At 63.4% G+C, this 22,215-nt stretch carries 8 protein-coding genes; all 8 read right to left on the reverse strand.

The window, feature by feature from the left end:
- Positions 1–155: 155 nt before the first annotated feature.
- Positions 156–12,773: a filamentous haemagglutinin family protein gene (locus HU759_RS17385; RefSeq protein WP_186617707.1), complete on the reverse strand. Its 12,618-nt coding sequence runs from the start codon at positions 12,771–12,773 to the stop codon at positions 156–158.
- A gap of 227 nt (positions 12,774–13,000) precedes the next feature.
- On the reverse strand, positions 13,001–14,173 hold the full coding sequence (locus tag HU759_RS17390; protein WP_017139649.1) for a substrate-binding domain-containing protein: 1,173 nt from the start codon (positions 14,171–14,173) through the stop codon (positions 13,001–13,003).
- A 471-nt stretch (positions 14,174–14,644) separates the two neighbouring features.
- Positions 14,645–15,856 carry a type II secretion system inner membrane protein GspF gene (gene gspF / locus HU759_RS17395; protein ID WP_017139650.1) on the reverse strand — a complete coding sequence of 404 codons (1,212 nt, stop codon included), beginning with the start codon at positions 15,854–15,856 and terminating at the stop codon, positions 14,645–14,647.
- Positions 15,856–17,274, reverse strand: coding sequence for a type II secretion system ATPase GspE (gene gspE, locus HU759_RS17400; protein WP_099549249.1), 1,419 nt, complete (start codon positions 17,272–17,274; stop codon positions 15,856–15,858). The genes gspF and gspE overlap by 1 nt, the downstream gene beginning before the upstream one ends.
- 121 nt (positions 17,275–17,395) lie before the next feature.
- Positions 17,396–19,723: a type II secretion system secretin GspD gene (gspD, locus tag HU759_RS17405; protein WP_186617706.1), complete on the reverse strand. Its 2,328-nt coding sequence runs from the start codon at positions 19,721–19,723 to the stop codon at positions 17,396–17,398.
- Positions 19,720–20,232, reverse strand: a complete 513-nt coding sequence (gene gspM, locus HU759_RS17410) for a type II secretion system protein GspM (protein WP_186617705.1) — start codon at positions 20,230–20,232, stop codon at positions 19,720–19,722. Before gspM ends, gspD begins: the two co-directional genes overlap by 4 nt.
- Positions 20,225–21,310 carry a type II secretion system protein GspL gene (gene gspL, locus HU759_RS17415; RefSeq protein ID WP_099549246.1) on the reverse strand — a complete coding sequence of 362 codons (1,086 nt, stop codon included), beginning with the start codon at positions 21,308–21,310 and terminating at the stop codon, positions 20,225–20,227. The genes gspM and gspL overlap by 8 nt, the downstream gene beginning before the upstream one ends.
- Positions 21,307–22,212, reverse strand: a complete 906-nt coding sequence (gene gspK, locus HU759_RS17420; protein WP_158235129.1) for a type II secretion system minor pseudopilin GspK — start codon at positions 22,210–22,212, stop codon at positions 21,307–21,309. The genes gspL and gspK overlap by 4 nt, the downstream gene beginning before the upstream one ends.
- Between the last annotated feature and the right edge of the window lie 3 nt (positions 22,213–22,215).

A 22,215-nucleotide genomic window follows, 5' to 3' on the forward strand; every position in this document is an offset into this window, starting at 1 on the left:
TTTTGGCTGGGCCGGCATTCCGGGCGTTTGCCAAAAGTGACCCGCTGTAAAAGCGGAACCATAGGTCGCCATCACCCAAATAACGGATATACACGCAAAAAAAGGGGCAATCACCGATCGCCCCAAACCTACAACGAGAGGTCCCGCAAAAACCCTTACAAACTAATCTGCCTACGCTCCTCGTCAGTCAACCGCGCCCGCGCCTGTTCACTCAACGGCCCCGCGCCCAACACCTGCACCGGACTGCCGGGGTTATACCCCGAGGTCTTTTGCTGGCCCGCAGGCTGCGGTTCACGCTCCACCGGCTCAGCGCCAAAACCCAACACCTCCACCGTCACGATCGAAGCCCTGCCCTGCTTCGCCGCCGCCTGCTGACTGCGCGCCGCGTCCTCCGCCGCCTGGGACGCCGCCGCCCCCGCCGCACTCGCCGAGGTCATCGCCCCAGTGTTGACCGCCGCCGTCACCGGCACCCCGGACGACTTGCCCTGGGTCTGGATATTGGCCGCGTTCACCACGCGCAACGCCGCAATGTTGACGTTGCCCGAAACACGAATCCCCGCCTCGCCCGCATCAATGGTGCCCGCCGGCGCCAACAGGTCGATATCACCGGCCGGCACTTCGGCAATCGGCGCCAACGTCGCAATACCCGCCCCCGCGCTCGGCACGTTAGGCGACAAAGTCACATTGCCCCAGTTGTCATACACGCGTTTCGGCGGGGTATAGAGCACGGTGGTTTTCGATCCCCGACCGGCGTTGATATCACCGGCATCGGACCACGCCAGAATCGAGCCGCCAAAGGTGGTCATGATGCGGCTCTGGCCCAACAGGATGCTGCCCTGGGCGTACAACTGAATATCCCCGGCACCTTGGGTCAGCACCCCCGCAGTCGCCGGCGGCGCTGTGCCTTCGATCCCGAACACCTGCTGCCCGCCAGGGCTGAGCATCTGGATATCGCCGCCAAACCGGGTATGCACCCCGGCACCGCCATACAGGGTGATATCGCCGTCATACACGATCGGGTTGCCCGCCACGTCCTTGCTCGGCAACAACCCGTCGATAGCCGCGCGGCTGCGCAAAAAGCTGCCGGAACGCGGGCCTGCGCTCAGGTTGAATTCACGACCGCCCGCGCGCACTTCAGCGAAATACACCGAGCGCGCAAAAATGCGTTGCTGCTCAGGCCCCAGGCCGGCGAAGTACGCCCGCGCCTGGTCGGCATCGCCACTGAAGGCATAGCGTTCCTTGAGCCATTGCAGCAGTTCGGTCTCGTAGGTTTTCACCACCTTGCCCGTCTGCCCGGCCAGAGGCACACCTTCGACCGCTTGGTTGGCGCGGTCCAGGTAAGGCGTGACGAACTTCAGGTAATCCAGGCCATTAGGCCCTACCCCGGCTTCCAGCACGATAGACGCACCTGGCCGGGAATCCCCCACCGCCACCGGGCCCAGGCTGGTGATGGAGGCTTTGTCTTCCATCAATAGATTACGCCCGGCACTGACTTCCAGGGTGCCGGGGCCGGCGACGTTGAAGCTGCTGTAGGTAATGTCGCGCCCGGCAGACACCACCGAGACATCCTCGGGACGGTTATGCACGAACAGGTTGCCGCGGCTTTCGCCTATGTAGTCGCCGTTGTCAGCAAGCAACGCCGGAAACACCGTGGATGTGCCCAGATACGTGCCTGAGCCGACAATATCGCGCCCCGCTCGCATCCACACCGGACCTGCGGATTCATAGCGGACCTGCCCTTGCCGACCGCTGCTGAACGTGATGATTTCACCACTGCGCAAGCCGACGATATCGCCTTGATTGGCATAAAACCTGGCCGGCTGTGTCTGGGCTGGCGGGCGCGCAAGATCGGTTGGGCTGCGCAAGGCAAACAAGGAAAGATCAGCCTGTATCGCGTCACCGCCCAGGTTGTCGATGACGCGATTGAACCCGTTCCTGCCAACAAAGGCTGGCGCCAAAGGCGTCGCTATGGAACTCAGGCTGTCACCCGACTGGTTGACTGCATAGCCACTGGCGTAGATGGAATCGCCGGCCAACATCGCCAGCCGCCCCTGGCTCGATGGCGCCAGCAATAACGAGTAAACGGGATTATTGGGCAGCGGGCCAACGCCCAACGCGGACGCACCGAGATAGATGCTGCCATTGGCTGCCACCACGCCCAGTTTGGAAGGGAAGATAAAACGCCCATCGGAGCTTGAGTAGTTCTGCCCTTGCAAAGGCGCAAGGATGCCTGACCTGGCAAGCGACATGCTCTGCACGCTAGGCGTCAAACTGCCACCTGCGGAAAAAAGGTCAATGGCCGTGCGATCGGTCCACAGCGAGAACCAGGTGGTCCCATTGCCATAGTCTGTGCCGTTGTAACTGAATGCCTGGGTATTTTCGGTAGAAACACGTCCTGGATCGCCTGTCCCCGCCAGCACCAAGTCACCTCGGGTCGACAGGTTGGCCGTGGCGTCCCCCAACATCAACGTGATACCGCCCGTGGCCGTGCCCAGGCTGGCGGTGTACGGTGAGTAAGCACGGCTGTCCTTGGCATCCTGAGATCCGGGCACTTCACCGTAGTTCAAGGCAATGCCCCCCAGGCTGCCTGCTTGCAGGTTCAATGCACCACGCAGGTTGGTCAGTACGCCGTTGAGGCTGAGCACCTGCGCTTTATAATCGGCTGACAACGTAGCGGATTTATCACGGCTCGCGCGGGCATCCAGCCCGGGGTTCAAATCACCGCCCATGCGCACATCCAGATCACCGCCACCGGTGAGCAGCAATTGCCCGTCGACCACCCGGCCAGTGCTGCCAACAGCCAGCACCAACCCTTCGCTGCGCGGTGCTCTGACTGCACCGGGATCGCCGCGACGAACGAGCATGCCGGCATCGCTGCCCAAGTCCAGGGTCAGGTTGCCGCCGCCCAGGGTGCCTACACCTGTGAACCCCACCAGGCGTGGAAGCAGGTTTATCTGTGCGCGGTCTTCGAGTTCGATGTTGGCACCACTGTCGCTTTTAACGTAAGTACCAAAATTGATCCACCAACTGGCAGGTGTCGGGGTCACACCCGCAGTGTTTCCGGTACCTTGGCGCCACAACCAATTGCCCAGGTTCGCACTGTTGAGTTGAGTGCGACCGTCATTGGGCATGATCGCGTCGGTGAGCGGCGTCCAAACATCGCCTGTCAGGCTACCACCCGTGCGCAACAACACATTGCCGCCCCCATCGGGATACCAAGCGGCATAGGGGCTGCTTTTATCGACAAGCGTTTCATACGCCTTGGCCGCGCTGCCCAGCACCGTTCCATCCGCTGAGGTGGCGCGAGCGCGATCAAACTCAGCGGCGGCACTGCCTGCACGAGAAGCACTGGAGGCGCCGGCGGTATAAATACCATAGGGCGACTTCATCGCCACATTGCCCGCGGCTATCAAGTCCAGATCCCCGGTGCCGGTGCGCAGCACGCTAAAGTGCTGGCTCACGGGTGAGACCCGTTTCACCGGCCCGATGGTGACCTGCTCAGGTATTGCTGGAATCGGTTCGCCCAGGGAAACGCACAAGTCAGGGTCGCAGGTGCCTTCGTCCTGAGGCGATACTGGCTGGCCCGGTACAAAGCCGAAGAGTTCCCCGAGGTCGCTCCATACGTACTTGACGCGAATACACATGTCGGGTTCATCACACAATCCCGACTCGGACTGCGACACTGGAGTCCCTGCCTCGTAACCGAACAGCTCGGCGGCCAAATCACTCCAGTACCATGCCCCACCCGGCCGCGCCGGTTGCGCCGGGATGATGATTTTGTCGTGGGTCTCATAGATTCCGTAGTGCGTGTCGGCCAGGGTCAGGTCGCCGGCGTAGGCTGGCTGGATCGCACGGGTATCAGCCGCCTGGGTATCGGCACCGGACACCAGGCGCAATGACCACGACTGCGAGCCCTCGGCCAGCATCGGTGCCACGGCCCAGTTCTGGCGCGCCGTGGCGCCGGTCACGGTGCGCAACGGTACCGACACCGCACCATTGGGCAACTTGACGTCTGTACCATACGGAATCAGCGCCCCGACCTTGAGGGCCATGTCACCGGCCAGCAACACACCGTCCGTTGCACTGCCCGTCACGCCCCCACGGCTGGGCAGTGGCACGCCCGCCGGCCAGGTCATGGCGCGCAGCGAAGCCGCGCCGGCCAAGACCGTGCCCGCCTCCAGTTGTGTTCCGGCCGCCAGCACCACAGGCTGCTGCAATAAGGTACCCGCGGCGTACAACAGGTTGCCGCCACTGTCGCGCACCGCCGCGCTCAACACCGTGTTGGCCGGCAGGGTCAGTGGCGCGTCGAGTGTGCCTCGGGTCGGCAGCACAGTGCCTTGGGCCAATGCAGTGGCCTGGATCGGTAACGGGTAATTGAGGGTCTTGCCCGTGGGGAATGCGCTGCCGTTGGCGAGTACCACGCCAGGGCCGGGCACAATCACATCGGCACCGAACCCTTGCAGCCCCGGCGTCAGCACCCAGCCATTATCGTCGGGCGTCTTCGGTGGCGGCGCAAAGCCATCGTTGATGCTGCCGTAGACATCCAGGTTGCCACCGGCACGCACCACCAGGCTGCCCACCTCGCCCGAGCCGTACACCGAAGTCTTCGGCGTGTTGGGGTTGACGCTGGCGTAACGGTAGCCGGAAAGGTCCAGGTCGCCGCTCACCACCAGGTCGCCCTGGGTGACGATCTCCACACCTGGGCGCAAGTGGAACGCCTCGGTATAACGGCTGTTATTCAAGCCCGCGAGCTTGCCCTGCATCAGCCCGGCGTTGTTAAGGGCGTTGTTTATGAAAGCCTCGGCAAGCGCGTGCTTTTGCGTGAGGTAGTTCTGGTCAATCACCTGATACGGTCGGCCACTGGCCGACGGTTCTGTGCCCACCGGCGCATCGCTGTAACGGGCCACCGCGTTGACTGCAATGGAGCGGGCGCCCTGGATGTTGACCTGCCCGCTGGCGTCGATGGCCACGTCATTGGCATTGAGCCGCGGTGCGTTCAATTCCAGCGTGCCCCGGGCCACGCCGTCAGAGTGTCCCGGACCACTGCCCGGGGCCGCAGCGGTGCCGTGGCGCAGGTCGATACGCGCGCCATCGGCCAAGGTCAATTGACCGTCGCCACTGTTGAGTTCCACCATCGCTCGGTTCGGCGCATCGATGATCTTGCCGTAGCTGTCGACCCGCAATACGCTGCCGTGCGCATCCAGCAGCGCGCTGCCGGCAAGGGTCACGCCCTGCTTGCCGGCCAGGCGAATACTGCCGACCCGCTCGCCACTGGCATCGATGGTGCCCAGCACCGTCAGGCTGCCGTTATCCACCGAGACATTGACTTGATTGGCCTTGAGTTCATCGCCAATCACCAGGTTGCCCTGCTTGAGCTGGAAGCTGCGCGAGCCTACGACCTGGCCCTGGTTCAAGCGCTGGTTCAAGGCGGCAAAGTCCCCTACCTGCTGCGCGCGGATATCCACACCACCGGCTTTGTACGGCACCAGGGTGCCACCGGCATCGTAATAACCGCTGCTGCCGGCGCGAACCTGCCCTTGCAAGTCGACCTGCCCGGCACCGGCGTCCACCGCCACAGCCTTGAGCAAGCCACCCTGATTGAATTGCGCAGACAAGTCGATCAGTGCACCTGTCGCCTGGCGAATGTTGCCGTGACGGCTTTCCAGGCTGACATCACCGCCCCAGCTGTATTTACTCACATCGCTGATTTGCACTTTGCGACCACTGAGGTCCAGGCGTGAAGCCGCGCCAAGGGTCAGTTCTTCATCGGCGCTGAGGGTGAGCTTGCCGCTCGGCAGCACCACCGAGGTATCCAGCGCCACGCTGCGACCGGACAGCAGCAGCTCGGCGCCCAAGGCGTCGATGGCCGCCGCCTCTACCGGCGCTGTGCCGCTGGCCGGGGCCCGCACAGTCAACGCGCCACCGACAGTGATGCGATTGACCGAGCCGGCTTCGCCGGTCAACAGCGGCGTGCTGATGTTCAGGTTGCCGCCACTGTAGGCGAAGCCTTTGCCGGCCTCGTACGCACCCTGGGCCTGATGTACCGTCAGGCTGCCTTTGTGGTTGGCCGTGATACGTTCGCTGGCGTTGAGGTTGACCGTGGCAAAGCCCAGCGTCATGCGGCCATTGTTGGCCAGGCTGTCGGGCTGGGCATCGCGGCCATAACCGAACGCGATGCGCCGGGCCTGCAACGCCAGAGTGCCGCTGCCGGTACCCGCCCCATTGCTGATCACGGCTGGCGGTGTGCTGGTGGCGCCACCCCATACCAGGGTGCCGGTCTGGATCAGCGCCACATCACTGGCGCTGCCGTACCCATAGATCGCAGGCGTGGTCAGCAGCAGCTCATCGAGCAGCGACTTACCCGAACTGTCGAGGGTGCTCAGCGTGGTGTTGCCATAAAAATTCAACGATTGCCCGGCGGTCAGCGCCAGGCTTTGCAAGGCCGGTGCACCGCTGGAAGCATCGCCGCGCAGCAGGCGGTCCAGCACCTGCTGGTTGAGGGTCAGGCCCGACGGCAGCACACCCCGCGCAGCGGCGTCGGCCAGCGCTTGGGCACTGCCGACGTTGATCCCACCCACCGCCAGGGCCAGATGGCGGGTGCCATAGCGCACGCTGTCACTCAAGGCAAACCGGTTGGTGGTGGCAAAGGCTATCGAGCCTTCGGAATAGAGTGATGCGTCGCCGCTGCAGGCACTCAGGCTGCATTGGCCGATAAGAATGCTGCCCGGCCCACTGGGGCCGTCACCGTTTACCGGCGCCAGCATCTGCAAACGTCCATTGGAGACTGCCAACACGCTGCGGGTGCCCGGCCGGTAGATAAAACCATCATCGGAGTCATAGGCGGCCTTGCCGCGCCCCAAGGTATTGATCGACGCACCTTGCTCGATTTCAATCGCGCCCGATGACCTGCCCGACACCAGGAACACTTCCGGCGCCGCCAGGGTCGCGTCCTGGCGCACAACCACCGAGCTCGCGGTGATGGCTGCCAGGTCGGACCTGACGAAGTTGCCACCTTGGCCATACACCACCGTCAGTTCACCGCCCACCACCAAACGGGCAGCCCCCAAGGCATTCAAGTCGCTGGCCCGCACCGACGCCATCAATGCAGCGCTACTGGCCGTTGCGGTGTCAGAAACCACTTCTATGTCGCCACTGGACAGCACCGCAACAGTGGCGCCAAAACCGCCCTGTGCGGGTTTGAAGCGCCCCTCACCATCAAAGCTGAACCCCAGGTCTTTTTGACCGCCCACCAGTCGCAATCTCAGGGTTTTGGCATCGGCTTCAAGCGCAGCACGTGGCACACCCAGGCGTGCCGCATCCGCGCGAATAAAGTCTGCGTAAGCGGTTTCGTTGTACTGGGAATAACGGCGCAATACCTCAGCCGGAGTGACAATCAACTGGCTCGATAAACTGTCACGAATGTGAGTACCGGCAACCGACAGCAAGCCTTCGGTTGACCAGGAACCGTTATTCATGGCCGCGGCGCTGTGCATCGCGCCGCTGGCGAACGGCGCGGCCAAGCCGTTGATCTCCAAACGAAACGCCCCTGGCAACAGGGCGTAAGTGGACGGCAGCAAGGTGTAGGTCCCCTGTGGCAGGCCAGGCACACCCGCACCGATATTGATTTGCTGGCCGACCAGAGGCTGGGTCGCGCCCGCTTCGCCGCCGCTCGGCGCTACCCAGGGCTGGCTGCCGGGGACAATCGCATAGATGGGGTTGGTGGCCAGGCCCGGTAAGGAAAAGCGTCCGTCCGCTCCGATTTGCACCAAGGGGTTGTAGCGCGCATCCGTGGAACCGCCGCGCCCGGAAACGAATGCCGCGCCAAGCAATTGGCCGCCACCGGAAAGGTCCAGCACTGCGTCCCGTTGCACATTCAGCGAGCCGCCCGCCAGTTGCACACCCACCGCCGCATTACCTGTACTGCGGGTGCCGCCAACGCCCAACAACTCTACCTGCTTGCCGTCGTAGCGCCACGTCACGCCGTCGACTGTTCCACCATAAGGCAGCACCAGGCCACCTGCGCTGACAGAGGTCAGGCTGCCCGGCAACAGATTGATCACTTTGGTAGCGCGCGTAATACCACCGTCCACACCCAAGCTGAGACTGCCCATAGGCGCGCGAAGCACACCGCCTTGCTCGATGGTCGAGGCGTTCAGCGATAGGCTGCCGAACACTGAGTAAGGCAGCGCCGGGTCCGTACTGCGCACCCGGCCAATGCGCAACGTACGCGCCGGGTCAAATTCACCGCCGGTGTTACCTGCCGTCACCTCGGCAACGGCCCCGGTCGCCGGGTAAATCTGCGCGGCGATCAGGTTCAGGTCGGCTTGGGTGGTCAGGGCGGTTTGGGTTTTGTCGGCGCTTCGGGCCAGAAAGCGCATATCCCCCTGGCTGACCAAATGAGCCTGGTCAAAGGCACGCCGGTCAATACCGTTGGCCAACGCTTTGGAGCGCTCGGCATGGGCGCCGAAATTGACGCTATCACGCACATCCAGCACGTTCGACGCTTCGACGCTCAACAGGCCAGCCGTACCTTGAGTGGAAACGCCGCCCTGGACCGTCGGGCGCACCAGGCTGTCGGTGGCGCTGTTGTTGTTGCCCACCCCGGCAAGGCGCACATAGGGTGCGGTCAAAAACACCTGAGACGGCTTCGCGGCGCTATCGGTCAAAGCCATGGCCCCTGAATACAGGCTCAGGCTCTGCCCCAGACGCAAGGACACATCACCGTCAAAGCTGATCAGGCCGTTGCTCAGCAGCGACAGGTTGTCGAAACCGCCGGCGCTGACCTGGTTGGCCGTCAGCCGTCCATGCCCGTAGGTCAAGCCGCCCGCCACCGCTTCGGGCGTACTGCCGATCGGTAAAGGCGCGCCTGAATCGGCGGCACTGACGATCAATTCACGCGCCTGGCGCACACGGGCAACGGCGGTATCGAGGTACAACGGCGCTTCCAGGGCCACGTTCAGGCTGCCACCCGCCGCACCGGCGCCGCCGCTGTTGGCGCTAAGCGTGCCGTCCAGATAAAGGCCATTGTTGGAAGCCAGGGAGATGTTGCCGCCACGGCTGGCGACCACTGTGGGGCCGGCACCGGACATGTCCAGTAGCGCCTGGCTACCAGAGGCGTCCAGGCGTGCGCCTTCGCGCACCACCACAAACAGGTTGACCGCGCTGGCGATTCCGGTGGCCGGGTCGATCAGCCCGCCAATCACGATAGTGCCGCCCTGGCCCACCACGCCGTAGCGCCGCCCCAGGCTGTCGACAGCCGTGGCTGCGCGTGCGGCCACGTCCAGCACGGCGTGTTCGCCGACCCAGATCGAACGGTCGTGACCTTTGGCCTCAACGCCATCGGCCACCGTGGGCTGTACGTTGACGCCACCCAGGGTGATGTTGCCGCCCCAGGCATTCAAGGTGCCGTCCATGGTCAACTGGCCAATGCTGCGCACGCCGATGGACTGGCCCGGATCCACGTTGATCACCGCACCCTGGCCAATGCGCGCCTGCACCACTGCCATTTGCGCGGCAGTGGACAATGGTGTGCCGGCTTGCAGGCTCAGGCTGGCGCCTTTGCGTGGCGTCAACTGGCCTTTGGTGGGGGTTTCGCGGTATTGCGGCGGGGTCCAGATTTGCAGTGCGCTGCGCGGGTCGGCGCCGCTCACCAGGTTTTGCGCGGTGTCATTGAGGCGGTACACCGGCGCAGTCACGTTGACCTGAGTACCGTCGGCCACTAACAAACCTTCGTTGCCGGTGATGTCGTAGGCACCAAAGCCTTTGTTGAAGAACCCGCTGTCGAGTTGCAGCGTGCCCGCTTGGGGCGCGCCGGGCTGATCACTGATCAGCACTTTGCCGGCCTGCACACTCAAGCGCCCGCCGCCACTGACGCCATAGCCGAGCAACTCGCCGTTAAGGGCCAGGTTGCCGCGACTGTCTGCGCTGTTGGCGTTGGCCGCGAGCGTCACGTCGCCGCCCTTGCCACCGATCAACTGGTTCCTCGCATCCAGGGCCGCGCCGGAAGACACGTCCACCCGGCTGCCGGCTGCCAGGCTCACATCGCCACTGCTGCGCAAGGCCACGTTGCCGCCGTTGAGGTAAGGCAACCGGCTGCTGTCGCTCACACTGAGCAACTGGTTGCTCCACAGACCGCTGGTATCCAGCGACACGCCAGCATTGACAACCAAGCTGCCGCGACCACCAAGGGTCACGTCGTTCTTGCCGGTCGGCGTAATCTGCGCCTGCACGTTGCCCAGCTGCAGGCTGCCGGAATGCGCGGTGAGGTTGGCATTGACCTCGATCTTGGGACCAAACAAGGTGATGTCACCGGCGGGCTCCACCTCCAGTGCGCCATTGACCAGAATCGAGCCGGTGCTGGCGACCTTGATCGATCCCAGTTTCGTCGCGCTCAACGCCTCACTGTCCAGATACAACGTCGACACTCGATCAGCCGGCAGTGCGCTGTTCAAGTCCAACCCGGCCGCGACGGCAGCGGCCCTTGGCCCCAGCACCACGTTCTTCGCCGTGTTGGCGTCCGCGCCCAAGGCATACTGCAACTGGGCACTGTCCTTGACGTAGTACGGCACGTAGCTGCCCACCACCAGGGCGGCGCCACGGGCCACGGCTTTTTGCGATTGCAGGTAACCGTCCATGCCTTTTTGCGCAGCCTGGGTCTGGCGCTCACCCTGGTAGGTGTCGCCGACAATTTGCCCTTCCAGCACGGCGCCGGCAGTACTGACGACCAGGCGCCCGGCATCGCGCCCGACGGTATAGCCGGCTTCGCTGTGCTCGCGCGGGGCGATCAGCGGGTTGTAGTAATAGTCGGTCACGCCCCAGCGCTGGCTGTGGTCTTCGTAACCCTTGTAGATCCCGGTATAAAGCAAATCCCCCGGCGCACTGGACAGCTCGTACAAGCGTCCATCAGGGCCTTTGAGCCAGGTTTGCTGGATCTTGCCGGCCTGCACATCAAGGGTGCCGCCCGACAGGTTGATCTGCGAACCCTGCCGGGTCACCACGTCCTTGCCGCTGAACGTCACGGTGCCACCCTGGGCCATCCATTCGCCAATGCCGTGGTTGCGCGTGCCCAGATAGCCGCCCACTTCCAGCAGGCCGCCCGCGGTGTACCAGCGGTCGGTGGCATAGCCATTGGTGCCGGCCGGGACAAAAATCAGGTCGCGGACATCCACCCACACATCGTTGTTGTTCAGCGTTTTGCCGTCACGGTTGACCGCCGCATCGCGCTGCTCGTTACCCTGGATATTGACCTTGACGCTGTTGGACTCCATCGCCAACTTGACGCTGATGGCGCCGGACACGTCGATCACTGCGCCGTCACGCAGCAAGCTGCGCTGCGCCGCCTTCACGCCGACCTGACCACCCGTTGCCAGCGTCAGGGAGCCGCTGCGAAAGTCCACCGTGCCGTCACTGGTGATTTCCACCAGGGATTGGTCGCGCCGGTACACGTCAGCCGGCACGACGTTACCGGCCTGGTCAGCCGCCGGGGTAATCAACCCGGCGCGCTGGCTGTCGAGGGCGTTGCTGCTGTCGAGCACAATGGCGCTGAGGCTGCCCTCGCCCAGGCTTACGCTGGCGTTGCTGCCGGAGCCCTTCAAATGCACGGTGCCACGTGCTTCCACCGAGGAGCTTGAAAGCACCACGCCGTTTTGCAGCACCTGCTGGCCGGTCAACGTGATGTCCCCCGTAGAGGCCTGGATCAACCCAGTGTTGCTGGCCTTGCCAGTGCCCGTGACGCTGACTTCGTTGCCGCGTGTAGTGGAGGTGACATTGCCGTCGGTGCTGTAGCCCTTCTTGATCACAAAGCTGTCGCCCGCCGCCAGCACAGTCTGGCCGCGCGCGGTGGAAATGCTCCCGGCGTTTGCCACCTCTTTGCCCAGCAACAGCACATAACCGCCACCCGCCGTCGATGTCGCGGGCACCTGGGTCTGGATCTGCGCGCCGCGCTCGACCGTCACATTGCCGGCGGCCTGGGCAAAACTCGGCGCGCTGTTGCTGGCGCTGTACAGGCCCCTGGCGGTGAATTGCTCATCGCTGAACCCGGTGGCTGCCGCCACCAGGTTGCGCACATTGACCTGGCTGCTGCCGCTGAATACCACGCCGTTGCCGTTGACGATCATCACCGTGCCGTCGGCCTTGATCGCCCCCTGGATCTGGCTAGGCGCGGTGCTGTTATTGATCTTGTTGAGCACCGCCCAATCGCTGTTCTGCTGGAACTGCACGGTGGTGTCGCGGCCCACGTTGAAGGTTTGCCAATTGAGGATCGCCTTGTCGGCCGTCTGCTTGATCGACACCAGCGTCTTGCCGTTGGCATCGGTCTGCACCGGCCCTTCGGCGTTGACGAACAGCGGCTTGCCATCTGCGCCAATCACCACATTCAAGCCATTACCACCCAGGCCGTTGTGGATGCTCTGCGGCGCCGCGCCCGCGCTGCTTCTGGCAGCGGCCTGCACGGCCTGTTGCGCGGCAATCGCGGCGACGCTGGTATTGAGGTTCTGCAAGGAGCGCTGCAACTGCTCGTTGCCGCGCTGTTGCTGGGACAACGGCGGCGGCGTTCCCGGCATCACCACACCCGGTCGTGCGCTGCCGGCCGTTTGCGCTGCGCCCTTGGCCGAAAACCAGCCCGAACTGAACGCCTGAGGCTGCGCCGCGTGGGCACCACCGGCAAACACCAGCAGCGCAATGACCTGGGCCAGGGGTTTGAGCAGCAACACTTGACCTGAGGTGGCAGGCACCTTGTCGGCACGGGTAGCAGGCAGCTTCAGTCGGGAACGCATCACTTACAGGTCCTTTTGACGGGTCAGGCGAACGACGGGCACGCAAACACTGCGCGGCCACGTGTCGGGGTTATTGCTTAAGGCAGTTGCCGGGGGGCGCGACCGAACTGTTGTCACACAATGTTCACGCAGTGCGGTTCAACTGGCTGGTTGGGCGAGGAAACGACAAAACCGGCAATGACGCGAAGTCATTGCCGGTTGTGGGGCAAACCCTGTCGAGACGGGGCTTACTGCGGACGGCCAATACCGTTGCAGGTGTTGGTGTCGCCCAGGCGCAGGGCGCTGGTGGTGGCGTAGAAGTTGTCGTGGACAGCTTTCTGCCAAGTAGCGGACAACGGGATGAACGAGTGGCTGCTGGTGGTTGCGTTGTTCAAACCGGTGTAGTGACGGTTCAAGAACACACGGATACGCGCGGTGTCAGTGGTGTCTTTGTAGCACTGGCTGAAGACCAGGTTGGTGTAGCCCACAATGGGGTAGCCTGCGGTAGGGTTAGGAAACGTAGGGACCCAGTTCAAAGGATTTTTGGCTTCGTCGCTGCCAAGAACCGGAGGTACAACACCGTCAAGGCTGGCTTGAACGTTGACTTCAGTCGGCAGGAAACCGTTGACCGAAGCAACAGCGGCAGCGCTGTTGAACTGTGCATAGTCAGGGCTGACGTAACCGATGGCACCGTTGTTGTTGGTAATGGCAGTGGCAACACCTTGACTGCCGGTGACCGCGATGTAGCTTGAGCCGGCCGGAGCGCTGGTGGCTGGGTCAAAACCGATGGCGGTGACGAAGCTGTTGCTGACAGCCGGCACCGAAGCAGGTTTTACCGCCTTGAGGTGGTTGGTCAAGATCTCGGTAGTGCCGCTGGTTTCCTGGCGATAGACCACTTTGATCTGCAGGTTTGGACCCGCAGCCCCGTTGAATAGCACCTGGTTCCAGTTAGTGATTTTGCCGGCAAAGATATCAGCCAACTGGCCACTGCTGAGCTGCAGCGATGTCTTGCCGTCGATGTGGTAAGGCACTGTCACCGACGTGGCCTCGGCCGGGATTTGAATCAACGGGCCGTAGGCGGCACGGCCGTTCACGGCGTCAGCATTATAAGCCGCCAGTTCCGCAACGCTAACGATCGAGTCACTGCCCGCATAGTCAACGGTGATGCCGGCAGCCAGTTTCAGCTTGGTCGAATCATTACCGAAGAAGGCCTTTTTGCCGTCGCCGCTGCCTACACCGATATAGGGGTTAAAACCAGGGACGGTGGCAGAGAGGATGCCGGTAGCCGTGGTCGAAGTGGCCGTGCTGCCGTAGAGTTTTTCCGGCAGGGTGGCACCGCCACCGACCACTGCGGCCATGGATTGGGCGGAAGCCAGTGCTGCAACTACCAAAGAGGCTGCGATCATAGTGCGCTTAAACATGAAGAATCTCCTTTCGTCGTGTTTGTACGTTTGGGTAGAGGGCTCTTGCATGACGCTATGGCTTCGATCCCAGGCCGTGCTCCGGGGGTGGCTGGGGTTGAGGCCATGGGTAGGCAATTTCGCAGCATCCGATGACAGCAAAAGGAAAAAACCTCGGGAGGAAGCGCTTGATTTTACGAAAGATTCTCGGGTGTTTCGGTCATGCTTTTGAGCGGTTTGGGGGCAAGTGACAGCGGGGTTTCAGCGGGGTTTTGCTGGATGTGGTGTGGGCTGTGTCGCGGTGGGTTGGATGTGACGGAATGAGGAACCCGAGGTTGCAGTGATGCATATAGGGAGCGAGCAGAATCAACTGAATAAAACCGACCCAGATGTGGGAGCTGGCTTGCCTGCGATGCAGATACCTCGGTACATCAGGCACACCGAGTTGATGCCATCGAAGGCAAGCCAGCTCCCACATTTGACCGGGTGCAATCAGGTCACCAGTTGGTTGATCTCGATGATCGGCAACAACACCGCCATCACAATCACCAGCACCACCGCCCCCATCACCACAATCATCAGCGGCTCCAGCAACGCCGTCATGCCCATCGCCCGGCGTTCGATATCGCGGGACAAGGTCTGCGCCGCACGTTCAAGCATCGGCGGCAGTGAACCGGTTTTTTCGCCGCTGGCAATCAGGTGAATCAACACCGGCGGGAAGACCTTTTCCACTGCCAATGCAGGCGCCAGGTTAACGCCTTCGCGAACCTTGGCGGTGGCATCGTTGACGCACTGGCTGAGGCGGTCATTGGACAAGGTCTGGCGCGCCGCCTCCAATGCCCGCAGCAACGGCACGCCGGCGCCGCCGAGAATCGCCAGGGTCGACGCAAACCGCGCAGTATTGAGCCCCAACACAAACCGCCCGATCAGCGGCAAGCGCAGCACCCGGCTATGCCAATTGAGCCGCGCCAGCGGGTTGCGCAGGTACAGGCGCCAGCCCCAAAACCCACCGACAATCAAGGCAAAACACAACCAGCCCCAGGCGCGGATAAAGTCGCTGGCATTGAGCATCGCCAGGGTCAGCCCCGGCAGGTCCTGGCGCGCCTGGGAAAACGCGCTGACCACCTGCGGCACCACATAGCTCAACAGGAAAATCACAATGCCAATGGACACCAACCCGACCACGCCGGGGTAGATGAACGCCGTCATGATCTTGCCGCGAAGGTTGTTACGCTCCTCAATGTAATCGGCCAGGCGCTCCATCACCTGGGCCAGGTCACCGGATTCCTCCCCCGCCGCAATCAAGGCCCGGTAAATCGATGGAAAGTCCCGTGGCCGCGCCGCCAAGGCGTCGGCCAAACGCATGCCGCCGCGTACATCGCCGCGCACGGCGGCCAGGGTCTGGGCGATGTGTTTTTTCTCGGCCTGCTCCACCGTGGCACTCAGCGCCGCCTCCAACGGCAGGCTGGCGCCCAGCAAACTCGCGAGTTGCCGCGTGGCCCAGGCCAGATCGTTGTCTGACAGTTTGGGCGTGAACAGGCTGCCGCCGCCGGCCGCCGCTTGATTACCCTCAATCTGTACCTGCAACGCGGTCAAGCCACGGCTGCGCAACTGGGCAAACGCCGCGCTCTGGCTGTCGGCTTCCACGTGCCCGGCTTCGATTTTGCCGCTGGCATCGGCGGCTTCGTAACGATAGCGATTCATCAGGCGTCCCGTGTCACGCGCAGGATTTCTTCGACTGCGGTGGCGCCGCTGCGTACCCAGCGCTCGCCATCCTCGCGCATGCTGAACATGCCGGCGCGACGTGCAGCCAGGCGCAAATCCTGCTCGCCGGCGCCTTGGTGGATCAGGCTGCGCACATCGTCATCAACGCAGAACAATTCATGGATGCCGGTACGCCCGCTGTAACCGATCTGGTTGCACTGCGCACACCCCACCGGCCGCCAGGTGCCAGGCACCGCCGGGTCTTCCTGCTTGCAATGCGGGCACAGGCGCCGCACCAGGCGCTGGGCCAATACGCCCAACAATGACGAGGCCAACAGGAACGGCTCGACGCCCATATCGATCAAGCGGTTGACCGCCGACACCGCGTCATTGGTGTGCAAGGTGGCGAGCACCAAATGCCCGGTCAACGAAGCCTGCACGGCGATTTGCGCGGTCTCCAGGTCGCGGATCTCACCAATCATGATGATGTCCGGGTCCTGGCGTAGAATCGCCCGCAGTGCCAGGCCGAAGGTCATGTCGATCTTGGCGTTGACCTGAATCTGGCTGATACCGGGTAAGTCGTATTCCACCGGGTCTTCGACGGTGAGAATATTGCTGGTGCTCGCATCCAGCCGCGCCAGGGCAGCGTACAGGCTGGTGGTCTTGCCGCTGCCGGTCGGCCCGGTGACCAGCACGATGCCGTGGGGCTGGCGGATCAAGGTATCCAGGCGCGCCAGCAGTTGCGGCTGCATGCCCAGGGTTTCCAGCTGCAAGCGCCCGGCCTGTTTGTCCAGCAGGCGCATCACGACCCTTTCGCCATGCCCCGTCGGCACGGTGGACACGCGAATATCAATCGGCCGCCCCGCCACCCGCAGGGCAATACGACCGTCCTGGGGCAAGCGTTTTTCGGCGATGTCGAGCTGGGCCATGATCTTGATCCGCGACACCAGCGCGCCATGCAGCGCCTTGCGCGGCGACACCACATCACGCAGGGTGCCATCGACGCGATAGCGCACCACGGAATGGGTTTCGTAGGGTTCGATGTGAATATCGCTGGCTTCATCGCGCGCAGCCTGGGTGAGCAAGGCGTTGATCATGCGGATCACCGGCGCGCCGTCCTGGGTGTCGAGCAGGTCGGTGATTTCGGGCATGTCCTGCATCAGGCGGTCGAGGTCGACTTCGTTCTCAGCCGCGCCAACCACGGCGGCGGCACTGCCGGTGTCGGCGTAGGCGCTGGTGAGCAGGCCGTCGAGTTCGTCGTCGCGCACATGCTCCAGGCGTGATTGGCCGAATTGGCGCTGGACCTCGCTGATCGACCAGCCGGGGGTTGAGGAGCAGACGGTCAACACAGTGCCCGTGTCGGTGGGGCGCAGGAGGATGCGCTGGGATTTGGCCCAGACGTAGGGGAGCAAACTCATACACCACCGTACATGTGGGAGCTGGCTTGCCTGCGATAGCGGACTTTCAGCTGAAAAATGTTCAACTGACCCACCGCTATCGCAGGCAAGCCAGCTCCCACAGTTTGATCTTTGTCTGAACTCATGGCTGCGAATTTCCAGAAACCGGCACTGCCCGAATCACCGCCCTTGGCCCCTGCTGCTGCGCCCCGGGAATCGCCTTCTCCACCGAAGGCAACTGCGGCGCCTGCACATCCGGCAGCGCCCAACTGTGCTCCGGCTGCAACCCGCCCTGGGCGCGGCGCATGAATTCATAGCGGTTCAAGGTGATACTGCGCCCAGCGCCACTGTCGCGAATAATGTAGGGGCGTAAAAACACCATCAGATTGGTCTTGGTGACGCTGCGCTTTTCATTGCGAAACAGCGCCCCCAACCCAGGGATATCCGCCAGCCACGGTACCGCGTCATTGCTCTGGCTATAGCCGTCCTGCAGCAACCCGCCGAGCACCATGATTTGCCCGTCATCCAGCAAAATACTGGTGTCGATCGCGCGTTTTTGGGTCACCGTGCCCGCCTCCACCGAGGCGCGCGTGTCGACGCTGCTGACCTCCTGGTAAATATCCAGCTTCACCGTGCCGCCTTCGGAAATCTGCGGCCGCACGTTCAGCTTCAGCCCCACCTCTTCGCGCTGTACGGTCTGGAACGGGTTGTTGCTGGTGCCGCCGCCACCGGTGACATAACTGCCGGTGACAAACGGAATGGTCTGGCCGACAAAAATGCTCGCTGCTTCGTTGTCCAGGGTCAGCAGGTTCGGCGTGGACAGCACGTTGGTGCCGCCTTTGCTCTTGAGGGCGCGGGCCAGCACCTTGAGGTCGAGCACCTTGCCGATCCCCGGAATATCCACGCTGCCGTTGACCAAGCCGATATTCAGCCCTTTGGGCAACACATCAATGCTGGTCTTGCCGGTGGTGACCAGCCCACTGCCGCCCAGGTTAACGCCGCCAAAACCGCCCTTGCCGCCCAGGTTGCCAGCCTGCCATTGCACGCCGAACTCACTGGCGTCGTCTTCGCTGACTTCAACGATCAGGCTTTCGATCACCACCTGGGCGCGGCGCTGGTCGAGCATGTCGATCACTTCGCGCAGGTTGCGGTACAGCGGGTCGGGCGCGGAGATCAGCAAGGTGTTGGTGGTAGCGTCCGCCTGGATCGTCACACCACCGGCGCTGAACGCAGTGTTTTGATCGCTGGGGGTGCTGCTGTTGGCGCTGCTGCCCGAACTGCTCGACTGGCCGTAGCCTGACGACTGCACACCACTGCCGGTGGGCGTGCCGCTGCTGTTCTGAGTATTACTGCCCTGGTTGTTCTGGGAGCCGCCGCCCATCGAGCTGAGTTTGCCACGGGCCTCATCGCTGACCCCGGACTCGCTCTCACCGGTCAACAGCCCGCGCAACGACTGCGCCAGCTTGCCCGCCTGGGCGTTGCGCAGGTACACCACGTGCATATTGCTCGGGTTGCTCTGGGCATTGTCGAGTTTGTAGATCAGGTTACGCGCCAGCTCTGTGCGCTCGGGGCTGCCGGAACGAATGATGATCGAGTTGGAACGCGGGTCGCCCACCACGTTGATCTTTTGCGTCTGGTCGGCACCCTGGGTTTCCAGCAATTCAGCGACCATGGCCGCGATATCGACGGCGATGCCGTTCTGGATCTTCACCACATCGGTGTCGATGGCGCTGGGCGTGTCGATGCCGTCGATAATCTGCGCCACCCGCGCCAGGTTTTCAGCATAGTCAGTGATGACGATGCTGTTGTTGCCGGGGTAGGCGTTGATCGGGTTATTCGGCGACACAATGGGACGCAGCACCGGAATCAGGTTGACCGCATTTTCATATTGCAGCCGAAAGGTCCGCGTCTGCATGCCGCTGCTGCCGGCGCTGTAGATCGGCCCGCCGAGCAGCTTGGCATCGGCCTCGGGCACCACCTGGGCGACGCCGCCCACATCCACCACGCTGAAGCCCTGCATGCGCAGCGCCGCCAGCAGCATCTCGTAGGCCTGATGCGCCGGCACCTGGCCTTCGCTGACCAACGTGAGGTTGCCCTTTACACGCGGGTCCACCAGAAATTGCTGGCCGGTGGCGCGGGACAAGGCACGCACCACCGCCTGGATATCGGCGTCCACAAAATTCAGCTGTACCGGCTGGTCACCCAGCGGGTTGCGCGCCTTGAGCACCGCCGGGGCATGGCCACGGGCGCTGTTGGTCACCGGGTGCTGCACGCGGGGGGCCGGCGCGGGTTCGCGCTGGCGGTCCAGCACGGTTTCGCCGCTGCGCCGCGTGTCGGACAATGGCTGGCCCAGCTCGCTGTCCACCAGCAAAGGTTTGGGTGACTGCGGGTTACTGCACGCGCTCAGGGCCAGCAATAGCAGCGGCGCGACTTTGCGAAAAGGCGCGGAGTTGGGGACTGACCACTTCATGAAGCTTCCTTAGCGCCAAGCGCCTGATCCATGCGAACGGTCCCGGACACAGTGCCGGCCGAGTTGTCGACGGTATCCGAGGCGCGTTGCAAGCGTGCCTCGGACACTTCCAAAGAAAACGAACGGGGGTTACCCAGCAGCCAGTCCACCACAAGGTCGGCCGGGGCCTTCTCGAAGATCAGCCGCCAGCCACCAGGAGCCAGCGCCTGCAGTTGGTAATGACCTTGCAGGCCGGCGCCGTCGAGGGCTTGGCGCAGCGCGGTTTCATCCGCCTGACGCGGCGCCGCGACGCCCTGCAACAGCACCTGCAAGGCTTCGGCCTGGGAACGCAGCTTCGGGGTTTCGACCTGCCAATAGTCGATTTTTTTTAGCGCCGGCTGAACCAGCACCAGCCAGGTCAGCAGGCTCGCCAGGATCAGCCCGGCACCGGCCAACATGCGTCTTTCACGCACGGCCAGGCCAGTCCAGAACACATGGGACTGACTGCGCACCTGCTGCCACTTATTCATCGTCGTCCTCCTCCGGGGTGACGGTGTTGTCTGCCGGCCCCAGGGTCCAACCTTGCTCATCACGGGTCGCGGCAAAACCGGCTTCCGCCAACGCCGCCTGCCAGTCGCCTTGCGCCGCCGGGCTATGGCTGTCGGCCAACAGGCCCAGGTGCAAACGGCCCTGCTCAAAGCTCAGGCTGTCGACACTGCCGACCATAAACGGCAAGTGGCTGCCCGCCAGTTGCAGCAGGCTGGTAAAGCGTTGGCCGGGATCAGCCGCCGCCCCGCTTTGCCGCGCCGCCAACTGTTGGCGCACCTGCTGCAGAGGGTTGAGGATCACCGGCAGCTCGGGAAAGGCCTGGCGCACCTGTTGGCTCATCAGCGCCTTCAGCCGCTGGCCTTCTTCGGCCTGGCGGGCGGCGTACAGGTTCAGGCCAACGGTCCAGATAACGACGGCCAGCGCCGCACAGGCCAGCGCCCTGCCCCAGCCGCCGGTAGCACGTTGATTGAACTGCCCCTGCAAACCCCAGGCGGGCACTGCGCCGCTCCAGCGCTGCGCGGCCTCGACCAACTGCACATCAAGGGTTTGATCCAGGGCGTGTTGCCCCAGTGGATGCACGGTGGCTTGTTGCAGGCTATGTCGCGTGAGCAAATGCCCATCGTCCAGCGCCGCCGTGGCCACCGGCAAGGCATACGGCGCCGGGTACAGGCCGCGTAGCTTGAGCGGCACCTGCGCCAGTACCTGGCTCAGTTGCGCCAGCCCGGCCTTGGGCACCCAGGCCACCTGCACAAGACCGTCGCTGCCACGCGGGCCGTGAGCCACCTGCATCTGATCGATTGGCCCAAGAATCAATGCCTGCGCGGCGCAGGCCACGGCGGCAGCGGTTTTGGCGGCGGGTAATGGCGGCAACTCCAGGCTGGTCAACAGGCTGTCACGCGGGTGCAGGAAGCAGTCCACTGGCTGGCGGGGCTTGCCCAATTGCTTCAGGCTTTCGCGGCCCTCGGCGATCACCCTGCCAGCGTCCAGCCAGGCAAAGTTCACCGGGCTGTCGACCGTCAGTTGATCAAGTGGCGGCAAGCCAATGCGCAAACGCTTCATACACCCACCCGCGACCAGATCACCTGCGGCTGGCGGTCTTCGGGCCGGTGCAACAACGCCTCGATCGTCACTCGGCGTTGCTCGCGACGGGCCTGGCCCTGCAAACGGAACCACTCGCTGGTAATACCCACCTGCACCGAATCCATCGCCACTTGGGGCATGCGCAGACGGTTAACAAAGTCGCCACGGTTGATAAACCAGCGCCCGCTGTCGCGCTCGGCCACCAGCGCCTGGGCCTGGGCCAGGCTGAGCAGCGGCACCACCGCGCTGAGCACTTCGGCGCTGGCGGTATTGCCGTTGACCCAGGTGTTGCCGGGCAGCACGCTGACAAAAGCGTGCAGGCGCCGCAGCACCTGTGGGTCGATGCCTTCAATACCACTGAGGTCATCGAGGCTGCGCAGCATCGGGTATTTGGCCGGCAGCCGCTCATCCGACGCGCCTTTGTGTACAACGCGCTGGTCATAGGAGCCGATCACCCGCTGGCTGATGCGACGGCTCACGGCCGGGTCGACGCCGATCAGCCGACACAAGCGTTCGAAGTGCTGCAATTGCTCGTCATCTTGTTGCTGGCGATTGACTAGGTTGCGCAGGTTGAACTTGCCCTGTTCATCCTCCAGCCGCCCTTCAAACACACCGCCCTGGGCGCGTGCCCATGGCTGGTCGAGGCGGGTCAACACATCCTTTTTACGCGCGTCCCACAGCAACAGGCGGCTCTGTTCCAGCGCGCCCAGCAACAGCCACTGGCCCTGCACGCGCTGCTGCTCGGCCTCAAGGCTACGGGTGAAGACGGTCTGGCGTGTGAGCATGGCGCCGGCGATCACCGCCACCACCGCCGCGATCAGCAGCGCGCTGATAATCGCCATGCCGCGCTGCTTCGCCGCTGCGGGCGAATGCCTGTTCATGGC

The organism is Pseudomonas sp. OE 28.3, from assembly GCF_014268205.2.
In the GTDB taxonomy this organism is placed as follows: domain Bacteria; phylum Pseudomonadota; class Gammaproteobacteria; order Pseudomonadales; family Pseudomonadaceae; genus Aquipseudomonas; species Aquipseudomonas edaphica.